Here is a 14,075-nt window from a genome sequence, read left to right as displayed (position 1 = left end):
ACCCGGTGGGGATCGGCGCCGCGTTTTCAATTTGGGCTCGAAGATCGGCAATCGCGCGGTTGCCGTCTGTTTTGACTCTGATCAGTCCGCTTGATCAGGTGCCTGGCGTTGGTGGCGCCGCTGGAGTTGGGGCGGTTGGAGCCTGAGGGGCCACTGGTGTTGGTGAGACCGCTGGGGGAGATGTCGTTTCGTTTGGAGGTGCTTGCGGCGTGGCTTGCGGAATCGGCGTGATTCCATCTGACGTCATCACATTCGACGTTGCGCCGCAACAATTCGCACTCGGTGCACAGCACGAAGGTGCGCATCCGTATGACAGGGTTGGAGCACAGCACTGAGTTGTGGCGTAAGCACCGCAGGCAGGACGTCGGGAATAGCAACCAGAGATCCGTGGAGCGCACGAGCCATAGGAGCCCCATCCCGATCCGCCGTAGTAGCCATTCAGATATCGCGACCCGTAGCCGCAACTATCGTAGTTCGTGGCGTACGACGGCAGGCAGGGGCGACGGTAACCCAGCAATCCACAACCCAAGCCGGAATAGCCTGTGTAGTAACTGGAGTTGTACGTGCAGGGATCGCAGCTCGACACACCTCCGCTGAAATTCCAGATCCGGTGTCGCGAAGTTCCATATGTGCCGCTGTAGCCGGAACCGTAGCCTGAATAACCTGAGTAGCCGCAGTTCGAAATCGTCGAGCAACCGGAATAGGTACCAATGACAAGCGGAGTTCGGCAGCCTGCCGAGCCCCCCCATGAGCTTGCACAGCCCAATTGAGCACCACAGGTGGGAGCAGGCTGACAGCATTGTCCAGCCGACTGAATCAGTCCGGTCTGGACTGGGTAGGCCGTTTGTGCCTGGGCGCGGCTGGGAGCGAAGCCGCAGGTCAACACGCCAACAGCAATCAGTGAACACAGCTTACGCAGCATAAGATTTAAACCCTTCAAATGTGACGAACCCCGCCAGTCAAAGATCCCCATCACGACCGCGATTCAGAGTTCTGCGGCCACTTCACCGGGAACAGTGGATGGGAGCATCCAGTCAAATCTAGTTCATGAGTGACGAACGGGATGCTAGCTTGCAGCTACGCAACCTATTTCGCGTATCTCCCCACGGTTCGCCAGTTTACAGGTCGTCTGGATGCGCGGGCAATCACGATTGTGCCGAATTTGCGACTTTTTACGATTCATCCGCCACAGACAGTGATCTCATCGCATGGGCTACGGTGCTTGATTGGATTGAGTGGGAGCAGGTGGAAGGTCCTGCCCTGTCCAATCGATGGCCGGGCAGGTGAACGGGCCGTTCTGGTTAAATCCATTAAACAGTTGAATTTGCCGACAACATTCGCGACACTGTCAGGCGGCATGTCTTTAATGATGTTGGGGATTTCTCAACGGATTCCACCGTCGTACATTCGAGGAACGATCGTGGTGGTGTTTGGCGAGAACGTGATGCCGTTGTCGCTCCCATTTTTTGTAAATCACGCGAGATGGCGTTGATCGTATTCGTCACTAGATCTTCGTGGATCTGTGGTGTGTGGCTCATTTTCAATGAGCATCTGAGTTCGTTAAGTCGTCAACTTCAGCCGAAACCGAATGCGGTGCAATTCTGCATGTGGGAGAGGAACAAGCAATGTCCTGGTCACTTGGAAGACGGGCCTGGTCGAAGGCGCGACGCGTTCTAGTGCCCTTCGCTGCGACGGGGTTTGTTTTTTTAGCGGTCGTGGCGGATGAATCGCTCCGTGCCGAAGAGACGACGGTCGCGTCCGAACGCAGCGCGATTCCTGGAATCGTGTCGGAACCGACTCCCCTGCCCGGTGGCCGACGTTGGCAGATGTACACGAAGAACCCGGGCGGAAGCGCTTCAAATGTGACCTGGAGTCCTGACGGTCGGTGGTTGGCGATCGCCAGCGGACCGATCGTTCGTCTGTATGATTTTCAACAGGACTCACCCGAGTTCAAAATCGTCCTGGCTGGTCATCACGATACGGTGACCGCCATCCGCTTCGATCAAAAAGGAGAGCGACTGGCGACGGCGTCGCTTGATGGAACGGTCCGACTGTGGAACGCCGACGGGCGAGAACAGTTTGTCTATCGTGATCACGAAGATGCTGTACAAGATGTGTCGTGGCACCCCGAAGGGAACCTGTTGGCTTCGGGCAGTTCCGATGGAACGTTGAGGATTTGGGCTACGGATGGAACGACGGTGGCGGTGTTACGCGAACACGAGGCGCCCGTGAACGCAGTGGCTTGGCATCCTGACGGAAAAACTCTCACATCCGGCTGTGAGAATAAGACCATTCGCTTTTGGAGTGATCAAGGTGTTCCCGGTCCAGTGGTCGAGGCACATGTGGGGCCCGTACGGTCTTTGGCTTGGAACGCGAACGGCTCGCAATTGCTCTCGTGTGATTTCGGGATTGAAGCCAGCAGCGACGGAGATTCCGATGTCGCGCACATGAAGGTCTGGGACAGGACCGGTGCACTTATTGACTCGGTACTAATTGATCAGCCGTTGTCGTATGTCTCCTGGAGTCCTGATGGGACACAGGCGGTGGCCGGAAGCTGGCGTTCAATCAAGCTCTGGAAAATTGGTGATCGTCAAGCCGTGTCGAGAGCGCCGACGCCGAACTTGAATGGAATCGTTCCCGTTGCCTGGCGCCCCTCGGGCGACATGATTGCTGCAGGCCCATTGATCGTTGATCCATTGGGGATGCCACTGCCGACGATGCCTTTGCGAGTCAACGGTCTGCACACCGTCAGCGTGAATGCCAACGGAACAGTCTTGGGGACGGGTGGTGCGAATCGTAATTTTGCGTTGTTCAGCAATGATGGTGAGCAACTTTACAGCTCCCCAGCGCTGTCAACGGTCACTTTTGGGATCACGGCTGCGATCTGCTGGAGCCCGGATGGGACAACGATGATCCCCGGATTGCGGTACTACCGAAATTTGCAGCGATACGATTTGAAAGGAACCCCGGTGGGTGACCCCATCGCACTGCCGGGTGACACCCGAGGTCTGGCTTGGTCTCGCGACGGAAAATTGGTGGCCTCGGGCGGTGATCAGAAAGTCGTTGCCCTGGTGAATCTCGAGACGGCGAAAGTCACGCAGATTGGCAGGCAAAATCATGGCATTACGAAGGTGCGGTTTACCCCGGATCAAACACAAATCTGCTCTGCAGGGTTTGATGGCTGTATCCGGTTCTGGTCGCTCGATGGCAAACCTCTGAAAGTTCTCGAAGCGATTTCCGCTCCGATTTGTGGCTTGTCATGGGCAGAAGACGGACAACTGATGGCCACCGGACATCAAGACAATACGATCCGTTTGTGGAATGCTGACGGCGAACTTCTCACTGTCGTGGGCGGACACGGCGGCCATGTCGAATCGGTCGAGTTCAGTCCTGATGGAACGCGACTTGCCTCAGGAAGCCGCGACAATTCGGTCCGGATTTGGAAGAGCGACGGGACGGCTTTTGCTTCCCTTCAAGGCCACCTGGGGGCCGTTTTCTGTGTTCAATGGACACCGGATGGAAAAGGAATCTATTCCTGTTCTGAAGATGGAACGGTTCGCCGGTGGAATGCCGAAACTGGCATCGCCGAGTGGCAGGTCTTGTTTGGCGAAGCATCCGGATATGTCACCGTGGATTCGCACGGTCGGGTGACAAAAGGAGATGAGAAAGTTCTTGAAGAGGACTTTGTGTTCTTCGCCGAAGACGACGAAAAGCGGTTGAAACGAACTGACTGGGCCGAAATTCGGACCGCCCTCCAATCTGATGAGAGTGCTTCAAGCGCTAATTGAAGCTGAGTGTTCCGCGAGCCTCACTTGTTTGTATCGTTTCAGGCCCGCGCACGATGACGAGACCCCCTGCCCTCTTGCGAAACGACAGGGCCGCACTGGCAGATCGCGGACGTTCCCAAGGAGACGATCGAATGACTCGAATCGCATTTCCACAATTCACCAGTGTGGTGTTCGCCTTGATCGGCTTGATGCTCGGCTCTTCCGACGTCGTTGGACAATCGGACCCCTCACTTACGCCAGGCAGCTCTGACGAACTGGCGTCAGTGATCGATCGAAGGATCGGTGATGTCTGGAAGCAGAATCAGGTTGAACCCGCGCCACTTGCCGATGACGCCGAATTCTTGCGGCGGACGTATCTGAACATCGTCGGGCGGATTCCATCCGTCAACGAGGCGCTCGTGTTCCTCGACAATCCATCACCGGGCAAGCGGCTGGCGCTTGTGGAACAATTACTGGATTCACCCGGCTACCTGTCGAATTTCACATCGATCTGGCGCGATATCATCATTCCTGAAGCAGGCAATTCGTCCGATCCATTCAATCAAAATGCGGGAAATGTCCGTCAGTTTGAAACCTGGCTGCGTGAACGCTTCGAACGGAATCATGGGCTTGACCGCATGGCACGCGAGGTGATCTCGGGCAATAACGAAGTTCCGAGTGAAGGAAACACGACCGCCTTCGTCCGTTTGAAAGAGTCCAAACCAGAGAATCTGGCGGCGGGGACGGCTCGAGCCTTTCTGGGCGTCAGGCTCGAGTGTGCCCAGTGCCATAATCATCCGTTCGCCAAATGGAAACGAGAAGACTTCTGGAAACTGGCGGCCTTCTACGGCGGTGTTCAAACGGGAGAGAGCGCTGCGTCGGGCCTGGGATCGCGAAAAATCAAGATCCCCGAACTCGATCAAGAAGTGACGGCGGCCTTTCTGGATGGCAACACGCCTGATTTCAAGGCGAATTCAAATGCCCGAGCGGCACTGGCGAAGTGGGTCACCACGACCGACAACAGTTACTTTGCAAAAACCTGCGTCAATCGGCTGTGGGGGCATTTCTTTGGAATGGGGATTGTCGACCCCATCGATGATTTCGATGAACGAAATCCCGCCAGTCATCCCGAACTGCTTGACGAAATAGCCCACGCGTTCATTGCGCATAAGTACGATCAGAAGTTTCTGATTCGTGCGATCACACGCAGTCAGCCCTACCAGCTCACCAGTCGACGGACACATCCTTCACAAGAAAATCCTCGATTTTTCGCGCGAATGCTGGTGAAAGGACTGACCAGTGATCAACTGTTCGATAGCCTGATTTGGGCGACCGGAAACGTCGAAGCCCAGCAAGATAATCCCAATTTCTTTCGAGTCGACGGTCAGCGACAGAAGTTTCGCGAACTGTTTGGACAACACGTGTCGGCCCCGGGCGAAGTACAGACCTCGATCCTGCAGGCGCTGTTGATGTTGAATGGTGTCTATGTCGACCAGGCCTCTTCGCCTGAACAGGGAAGAACGCTTTCGGCCATCATCGAATCTCCGTTCTTTAGCAACGAACAGCGATTGGAGATTCTGTTTGTCGCGGCCCTCGCACGCCCTCCTCGTCCGGTCGAATCCGCGACGTTGCTGAAGTATGTCGAAGACGAAAGTCAGGGTTACAACTGGAAGCAGGCGCTGGGGGATGTCTACTGGTCACTCCTAAACAGTAGCGAGTTTCTGTTGAACCATTGACGTTGATTTGACGAACAGAACTGACTGCCATTCGACCGATTCCTACTCTGCATCGAGGAACAAATCATGCCGTCATTGCTACGGAATCTGGCGGGACACGCGGTGTCCCGCCGCGATTGTCTCGCTGGCTTGGGCGCATTTCTCTCGGTGGGGGCATCGCGTTCCTGGTTGCCGCTGATGGCGCAGGACGCGGCGGCAAACCCGCAGCGAAAGCGATCGTGCATTCTGCTATGGATGAGTGGCGGTCCCAGCCAGATCGATACTTTTGATATGAAGCCCGAACATCCCAACGGGGGTGAGTTTAAAGAGATAGAGACCGCCGTACCGGGGATTCGTATCAGTGAACACTTGCCAAAGATCGCGGCGTGGACCAAGCGGATGGCGATTATCCGGTCGATGAGTACGCGCGAAGGTGATCATGGGCGAGCGACTCATCTCATTCACACTGGCTATGTGCCTCAAGGGCCGATCAACTATCCGACACTCGGTTCACTTTTGTCGAAAGAACTCGGTCAGGCATCGGCAGAACTTCCCAATTTTGTCAGTATTCTTCCTCAGCGATTTGCCAGCCCCGCGGCGTTTGGTCCAGGCTTTCTCGGTTCGAAATATGCCCCGATGACCGTGGGAAGCAATGCCTTCGTTGGCAACGGTGTTTCCTTGTCAGACTACGATCGCACGTTGCAGGTCGAGAACCTGCAGACGCCACGACATGTTTCCGTCGCGCAGCGTGACCGTCGGCTGCAATTGTTGCAAGGAGTCGAGCAGGCATTTCAAAACGACCGGCCCGAGGTTCCGATCGTCAGCCATGCCGCAGCTTATGAACAGGCCGTTCGATTGATGAAATCATCGGCAGTCGAAGCATTCGGATTTGGCGGTGAAACGGACGCGGTGCGTGAACGTTACGGAAAATCGTCGTTCGGACAAAGTTGCCTGCTGGCACGCCGACTGGTCGAGCGGGGCGTGCCGTTCGTCGATGTGACGCTGAGTGCCGTACAGGCCGACAACATGTTTGCCAATTGGGATTCGCACCAGAACAACTTCCGATCCGTGAAAGCACTGAGCGAGGTTCTCGACACCGGTTGGTCGGCACTGATGGAGGATCTCGAATCACGCGGACTGCTCGATTCCACATTGGTGGTCTGGATGGGCGAGTTTGGGCGGACACCCGTTGTGAATTCGATCGGTGGTCGTGACCATTTTCCGGCGGCATGGTCAACCGTGCTCTGTGGAGGCGGAATTCGCGGTGGGCAGGTTGTTGGCCGGACAACCGGCGACGGAATGAAAGTTCAGGATCGGCCCGTGACGGAAGCCGATCTCTTGGGCACGATTTGTCTGGCGCTCGGTCTTGATTCGGAAAAACAGAATATGTCCAACGTCGGCCGACCGATCCGGCTGGTTGATCCGAAAGCTTCGCCAATCAGGGAGGTCGTACTATGAACTGGACCCGTGCCATGACGTCGGTGCAAGCCGCGATTTTCCGTACGAACGCGAACTTACGGACACGAGAAATCTGTCTGCGAGCGATCGTCGGTTTGAGCGTTTTCTTCAGCTTGTTGATGACTGAAGGACATGGCGACGAACCCGTAGCGGTAGCCGCTGCCAACGTCGATGGGGCGGATGTGCAAGATATTTTGTTTTGCAGCCCACGTCGACCGTTTCTGATCCGCCTGCATCTTTCCGGGAATGGACAAGGATTTCGTCGAGCCCGACGGGATTGGGCAGAGGCTCAATTCGCGGTGTATGATGTGGATAAGAATGGAGTTCTTGAAGGCGACGAACTAAAACGAATTCCTTCGCCCGAAGCATTGCGTTTGGGGCGGGCCGTCGAATCCTCTAAGATCGCTCCTCCCGATTCTGATCCGGCGGACGGAAAAGTCACTCCCGCCGAATGCCGACGTTACTTGTTGGCGGCCAGCGGGACACCATTCTCAATCGCGACACAACCCAGCGGAGTTCAGGCCAATCTCTTCCCCAAGCTTGATAGTGATCAGGACGGAAAGCTGTCGCGCGAAGAAATCCTGGGGGCCGCTGCTAAGCTGCGTCGCTATGATCAGAATGAAGACGATGTCATCAGCGCGAACGAACTGCAGCAAAGTGTCGCCGATGAACAGGCGTTGACGCAGCAGAAACTTTCGGGCGTACTCGGAATGCTCGCGGTCGTCGATGCCTCAGATCATGGACTGGCCGCGTCGCGTCGGTTGCTCGAGTCATACGACAAAGCATCGCGTGATCCTGCCACCAAAACCTTTCGTAAAGACGAACGGTTGACGAAGAATGAGTTATTGATCGAGCCAGATCTGTTTGAACGAGCAGATCTGAATCATGATGGAAAGCTGGATCGAATCGAGCTGGGCCAACTATCCTTTGTCATGCCACCCAGTGTGGAGCTTGCGATTGAAGCGCCGTCGGCAGCGGGTGTGTTTCTGGTTTCGAACATGCGTCCCAGCGACCCGGCGCACGCGACGTCCATCTCTGTGACACAGGAAGTAAGTGGTCCGCTGCTGTTGGTCCTGAACGAAACGGCCTTCTCCCTGACGGCCACCAAACCGGCTGGTGATATCGAACAGGAGCTGCGCAGCACGTACAAGAATCAATTCAAGAATCTGGACCGGGATAAGAATGACTATCTTGATCTGGCCGAGATGAACCGATTTGGTTTTCAAGAGACCTTCTTCTCGCAAGCCGATGTGGACGGCGACGGGAAAGTGTTTGAGAAAGAGTACGAGGCACATATCGAGCGCGAGATCGAACTTTCCAAAACCGCGTTCGTGCTGGAAGTGGGCGGGGACGGACGAAGTCTATTTCGCTTGATCGATGCAGCCCCGGCTGATGGACGACTGACATTGAGAGAATTGGCCGATGCATCGGCGCGACTGAATCAGTGGGACGGCAATGGCGATGGAATGATCACGTTGACCGAACTTTCGATTGCCTTGAACGGAGTGTTTCGATCAGGCACGCCACGTGTCAGCGGACCCTTCGGAGTCGGTAGAACTCGGGTCGTTGAATCGATGGGGGGACCGCGGCGACAATCTACCGCATCCACCTCGCTTCCCGCATGGTTCATCAAAATGGATCGCAACAGCGATGGTGATTTATCACCCAACGAATTTCTCGGCCGCCGGGCGCTGTTCGATACGATCGACAAGGACGACGACGGACTGATCAGTGCCGAAGAGGCCACGGCCGTGCCAAAGTGAGCATCGGTTGGGATCGTAAAAAAAAGGGGGACTGGCTCTGTAATGCGCCTGTCCCCCTTCGTCTTTCAATACGCTGCCACATGAGAAAGTGCCGTGATTGTTCTTGGTGCGATAGCAGGGTGATCGCTCAGCTCAACGCAGTACCGCGGCGATCGGTTGCCCGTCACAGATCGTAAAGGGGCGGCCTTCGAGATCGTGGATTTCCTTGCTCGGATCAAGGCCACAGGCCTTACAAATGGTGGCGAGGTAATCACCCGGAGTAACGGGGTTGTCTTTTACATAAGCCGCCTGTTTGTCGCTTGATCCGTAAACTGTTCCCCCTTGGATGCCGCCGCCAGCCAGAACGCCCGAGTAACAGAACGGCCAGTGATCCCGGCCGTTGACGCCATTGATTTGCGGTGTGCGACCGAACTCGCCAATACAAGCGACCACCGTGTCTTCCAGTAGGCCGCTTTGAGAGAGATCACCGAGCAATGCCGCGAAGGCTTGGTCAAACGAAGGCAGGCAATACGGCGCCTTCAGCATGCCATAACCTGTTTCGCCATGCTCCAGGTCGTTCAGTCCGCCATGGGCGTCCCAGACGTTGTAGACTTTGGCTCGGGGGGTAATGAACATCCAGTTGACTGTGACCAGCCGCACTCCCGCTTCGACCAGGCGACGCGCCGTCAGGAAACTCTCACCGTATTCATTGCGGCCGTATAAATCGCGAATGGCTGGCGATTCGCGTTCGAGATTCAAGGCGTTCTTGACGGCGGTGGAATGCAGCAGCCGGTAGGCATCCTCGCGAACCCCGCTGTACGCATTCATTCCCGAGCTGTCTTGCATGGTGCGATCTTGTGATTCGAGCAGCCCCAGCAAGCTGTGCCGGGCCTGCAGGCGCGCTGCGGACATATCCCCCGGCAATGCGAGCGGCACTGTGGCAAGGTCGGCGTTTTCGCGTGGCCCGACTTCGACGTGATTATAAACCTGACCGAGTTCTACCGAATCGTGATTGGAACCCAGAAATCCGGCGTGCGTCCCGGCATAAAGTACGCCGTCATGCGCGACGGGACGGGGTATGCTGAAGCTGGCGGGGATCGGTGATTTCTGTCCCAGGTACGAAAACATCGATCCGATCGAAGGGAAATCCGTCCTGCGCCGCGCATTCCCTGGAAAGGTTCTGGGGGGAATCATGGCTCGGCCGGTCATCGCGTGATAGACCGAGATGCCGTGGTCTGTCGCGGTGTGATTCAGCGAGCGAATGATCGACAACTTGTCGGTGTGGGCGGCGATCTTCGTCATTTGATCGCTGAGCGTGATTCCAGGCACCGCCGTCTCAATGGTCTGAAACGGGCTGCGAACGCCTTGCGGCGCGTCTGGCTTCATGTCCCACATGTCCTGCTGTGGCTGTCCACCCCACATGAACAGAAAAATGCAGGAACGACCGGGCCGCGAAGAGGATTGAGACCCGGCGGCGCGCTGCTGTTGCAACAGATGGGGCAGTGTCAAAGCGCCCCCGGCCGCGGTTCCGAGTCGAATCATCGCGTCACGCCGGTGTAGCATGCAAAAATCCTTCGTTTCTGGTTGATTCCGTTGGTGCGGCGGAACTGGGCGTCTCAGTCCCGTGGCTTTGGGGCGACTTTTCGTCCGTCAGAATCGCCGCTGGACTGATGCGAAAGTCGTACCTCCACCGGTGTTTCTGGCGCAATCGTGTCCGTCGTTGTCGTCAAATAGTCGGGCTGTGTCCTGGTTGGGCAGGATCTTGTGTCATCGTACTCTCCTCAAAATCGTCATCCCATCAGTCTATCGTTGATTCAGGGATTCGGGAAATCGGCAATTGGAAGAGTTGCTTTCGACCAGTGCGAAAGCTGGGTGCCAAGATCTCGGCTGGAAAACGACTTATGATTCCCGATTGTCATCGTGGCGACGTGTTGGTGAGCTCAAAATTCAGTACGTTGCTGCCAGGATTGACTTGGCGCGACAGCGTGCTGGAATTGTTGAATTGCGGTGGCAAATACTGCTCGACAAGTTCCACAGATTTCAATGTTGGGTCAAACCGTTTCATCGCTTCGGTCGGTTCGGGCGTTTTTTTACCCGTCTTCCGAGTCGCCCGAATTTCGACTCGATTCGGGCCAACGATTGGCCCCTCTGTCGCCGATAGCGAGTATTGGCCGTCGCTGATTTTGGCGGGTACGGGCGGTTGATTCTTGCCGTTAACAGTGGCGGTTGGAATGAACAGCACGATCCCCTCGTCGACGGCTTTACCGTTCCAGGTGACCTCACCCTCGACGCTCGCGCGAGGGATTGGCTTTTCCACATTGCTGCAGCCAACACAGATGCTGAGGAACAGGATCGGTACCAGTCGTCGGCAATTCAATAACCTGAAGATAGACATTGTTTCCCTTTAGAATTCACCAGCAACTTGTCCGTCCGACTTGCCGCCGAGGTAGTTGTAGGTCTTGAAATCGATGTTGTTATTGAAGAATCGCACCGCACCGTCGGCCATCAGGAAGTGTGCTCCTCCGACGTGAAAGCTGCTGGCACCACAGTTTTTCAGATACGACAGACGCGAATCATTGGGAACGATATAGGTGCTGTTGATCTTCAGGCCGGTCGGAACCGCCGTGAAATACCCTGATGTGAAGATCCCCATCGACCGTTCGAGTTCACCGCGGCGCTCCACCAGCATGATCGTGTTACTACTGCCATCAGTGATGTTGGCAAAGCGAGTCACCACGGAACCGTTTTCACCAAAAATGCCCGGAACCTTTGCCGAGTTTCCACCGGGATACTGCGACGAACTGGCGAGCGCACAGAAACCGAAGACTCCAACACCCAGCAGATCCGAGCAGTCCTTGGGGGTTGGGTCACCGGGCGAGAAGGCCTCGATTTGGATCGGTCCGGCACATGGGGCATAGCACATAGGGCTGGTGCTCCAGATCTCGTCCACACCCGTGATGGCACCTGCTGTCACGTTGACGAATTTTCGCCCGTCGCTGCAGGCTTGTCCGCCGCTAAAAGGATTGCTGGGACAGGATTGAAACCCATACGACTTGTTGTTGAGCAGCGTGTAGTTGTTGCCCGCTCCGTTATTCGTTGCGAAATCGATCTGATTGTAGAGCGGTGCCTGGTCGATGAATGGCAGCAGAAATTCATTCCAGGAGTGTTCAACTCCAATCGGTGTCAAAAACGCTTCGCCACTGTAAGGGCCAGACCCGGAGTACGGGAAAGTCAGATAGGCATCGTGATAGTTGTGCAGTGCAAGTCCAAGTTGCTTCAACTTGTTCTTGCATTCGGTACGGCGAGCTGCTTCGCGTGCCTGCTGAACGGCGGGTAACAAAAGTGCGATCAAGACGGCAATGATTGCGATCACGACAAGCAGTTCGATGAGCGTAAAAGCTCGTTGTCGATTTTTGCGTGATTCCAATGTCGAGTGCAAAGTTGGCAGCATGCTGTTCTCCAGGGATAAAACTATTCAATACACAATCGCGCCCAAACAAGATGTGGGCGATGAAACTCGGAGATCACGGGGCACCAGAGAAATCAGTGAGTGCTGGCACGGCCATCTGAGGCTGAAGCCACTGAATTCAAACGGGCCACCAGTCCTAAAATAAGTCCGGGCGTGTCCCGAAAAGAGAGAGCGTTTCCCTCGTCGCATGTGACGGGGGGCACTCTATCAATTGGCTGTCGTGGTGAGAAAACGGCAATTGAGAGACCAGCTTTCGACGAAACCGAAACCTGCGGATTGGCGAAGGTATCGGTGAACGCCACACAATCCAACACGTGGTTCCCCTCGTTCCCCGCATTGATTCTCGTTACCAAGCTCGGCTTGGTAACGTTCCCGTAGTGAAGCTCCGCTTCCAATCTAACGACGACCTGTGATGCAAAACGCGTAGACGAAATATCCGCCTGGGGTTGCGGCGCAATGAGGGACCTTCGCTAATGACTTGAGTGAGTTTCACCCCTAACCGTTCACAGCCCAAAGAGAGGGGGGCAGGCACATTTTCCCGATTCAATTGGAATCCACAGTCCATCGAGGAGGGCACGCCTTCCCTTTACCGCGGGAAAATGAGTCAGTCCCCGGTCTGTGAACGGTTGCGTTTCACCCTGCTCGGTCGGGGCACTCCGACGGACGGATCGCGAAATGTGCTGCTCATTCGCGCACGGGACGTGCCATCGCCCACCCTTTGTTGAGGTTAAGATCATCGGGAGAAATCAGACTTAAACTAACATGCTGTTTTCATCGTCTATGCCAGCAACACCAACGTCGCCAATGGCTCCGGGCGAAGCGAAATGTGCGAACAAATTGCACACGTCGAATGCGTGAACGAAATTGGCAATTCAGAAGAATATGGATCTAGCAGATCGGAGGATGCTGCTTTCATCTCACATGGCAGGAATGCCTGGACTATTCGACGTCGGCAATGTCGAGCGACTTCCGCACGATCTCCTGAAAGTCGACGACACTTTTCGGAAGTTTGCCGTGCTTTCGGACCACCATCGCGATGACGAGCGGGACCTGAGATTCCTGAATCGGACGAAGATGAATGTTGGCCAGAGTCTTCGGCGGCACTTGGATGTGCATTAATCCCACACCAACACCCATTTCGACATATTGCTGGGTCGTGTCGAACATGGGGGCTTCCATGATGACCTGAAGACGACCGGCCAGATTGTGCCGGACCAGTAGACGATCAATCAGCCGACGAGTGATCGCCCCCGCGGCAGGTAAAATCACCGGGTATTCGACCAGGTCCGCCAGTTCGACCGTTTTCTTGCGAGCCAGCGGATGCTTCTGCGAGGTCAGTAGCTGCAGCGGCAGCTCCAGAATCGGTTCATAAAGCAGGACTTCGCTACGAGGTTCCTCTGGTTCGTAGGCACAGATTGCAATGTCGGCGGTCCGCTGTTCAACCGCCGAGACCAGATGCTGGGCGGTTGGCAATTGGATATTCAACTGGACTGTCGGGTATTTCGAAGTGAACTCGCGGATCGGTGCTGGCAGGTGAAAACGGAGCAGGTACTGTGACGATGCGATGACCAGATGCGGTGAGAGTTGTGCTCGGCCATCATCGAAAAGTCGCTTGAGAGAATCGATCGCCTCAATGTGAGGCTGAACGATATCGAGCAAGATCTGACCTTCCGGCGTCAGTTCGATCGATCGGCCCTTCCGATTCAGTAGAGAACACCCCAGCATGCGTTCCAAGGCGCGAAGCTGTTCCCACACGGTCGAGGCCGACAATCCCAGTTGTCGGGCGGCCACGGTGAAATTGCGCTCGCGGGCGGCCAGACAGAACCCGCGAAGCTGTGCCAGTTGCATGTCCTTATAGCGATAAGTTCGAGCCATATTGCGATTCGATCATCCACTGGTGATAGTCAATCGGGGTCGATGCGAA

Annotated in this window: 9 protein-coding genes; 4 read left to right on the top strand and 5 right to left on the bottom strand. The window is 55.7% G+C overall.

Annotated elements, in window-relative coordinates; translation table 11 throughout:
• Nucleotides 1-94: 94 nt before the first annotated feature.
• Nucleotides 95-922: a hypothetical protein gene (locus OSO_RS52330; RefSeq protein WP_157605471.1), complete on the bottom strand. Its 828-nt coding sequence runs from the start codon at nucleotides 920-922 to the stop codon at nucleotides 95-97.
• Nucleotides 923-1,625: 703 nt separating this feature from the next.
• On the opposite strand from OSO_RS52330, the gene OSO_RS0127145 reads away from it, so the two are divergent.
• From OSO_RS0127145 to OSO_RS0127130, 4 genes are all read left to right on the top strand, one after another.
• On the top strand, nucleotides 1,626-3,788 hold the full coding sequence (locus OSO_RS0127145) for a WD40 repeat domain-containing protein (RefSeq protein ID WP_010586157.1): 2,163 nt from the start codon (nucleotides 1,626-1,628) through the stop codon (nucleotides 3,786-3,788).
• Nucleotides 3,789-3,919: 131 nt separating this feature from the next.
• A complete protein-coding gene (locus tag OSO_RS0127140; RefSeq protein ID WP_010586156.1) occupies nucleotides 3,920-5,503 on the top strand; it encodes a DUF1549 and DUF1553 domain-containing protein in 1,584 nt (527 codons plus the stop codon).
• A gap of 66 nt (nucleotides 5,504-5,569) precedes the next feature.
• Nucleotides 5,570-6,940, top strand: a complete 1,371-nt coding sequence (locus OSO_RS0127135; RefSeq protein WP_010586155.1) for a DUF1501 domain-containing protein — start codon at nucleotides 5,570-5,572, stop codon at nucleotides 6,938-6,940.
• Nucleotides 6,937-8,703 (top strand): hypothetical protein, encoded by a 1,767-nt coding sequence (locus OSO_RS0127130; protein ID WP_010586154.1) that lies wholly within the window; start codon nucleotides 6,937-6,939, stop codon nucleotides 8,701-8,703. The genes OSO_RS0127135 and OSO_RS0127130 overlap by 4 nt, the downstream gene beginning before the upstream one ends.
• Nucleotides 8,704-8,835: 132 nt before the next feature.
• On the opposite strand, the gene OSO_RS45340 is transcribed toward OSO_RS0127130, so the two are convergent.
• The 4 genes from OSO_RS45340 to OSO_RS0127100 all read right to left on the bottom strand — a co-directional run bounded on the left by OSO_RS45340 (nucleotide 8,836) and on the right by OSO_RS0127100 (nucleotide 14,026).
• Nucleotides 8,836-10,245: a DUF1501 domain-containing protein gene (locus OSO_RS45340; RefSeq protein WP_010586153.1), complete on the bottom strand. Its 1,410-nt coding sequence runs from the start codon at nucleotides 10,243-10,245 to the stop codon at nucleotides 8,836-8,838.
• A 352-nt stretch (nucleotides 10,246-10,597) separates the two neighbouring features.
• Nucleotides 10,598-11,077: a hypothetical protein gene (locus OSO_RS0127115; protein WP_157605470.1), complete on the bottom strand. Its 480-nt coding sequence runs from the start codon at nucleotides 11,075-11,077 to the stop codon at nucleotides 10,598-10,600.
• 9 nt (nucleotides 11,078-11,086) lie between these two features.
• Nucleotides 11,087-12,133, bottom strand: coding sequence for a DUF1559 family PulG-like putative transporter (locus OSO_RS48645; protein ID WP_010586151.1), 1,047 nt, complete (start codon nucleotides 12,131-12,133; stop codon nucleotides 11,087-11,089).
• Nucleotides 12,134-13,090: 957 nt separating this feature from the next.
• Nucleotides 13,091-14,026 carry a LysR family transcriptional regulator gene (locus tag OSO_RS0127100; protein ID WP_010586150.1) on the bottom strand — a complete coding sequence of 312 codons (936 nt, stop codon included), beginning with the start codon at nucleotides 14,024-14,026 and terminating at the stop codon, nucleotides 13,091-13,093.
• Between the last annotated feature and the right edge of the window lie 49 nt (nucleotides 14,027-14,075).

The sequence above is a fragment of the Schlesneria paludicola DSM 18645 genome, from assembly GCF_000255655.1.
Lineage (GTDB): Bacteria > Planctomycetota > Planctomycetia > Planctomycetales > Planctomycetaceae > Schlesneria > Schlesneria paludicola.
Note: the sequence above shows the minus strand (reverse complement) of the source record. Positions and strands in the feature narration are given on the sequence as shown.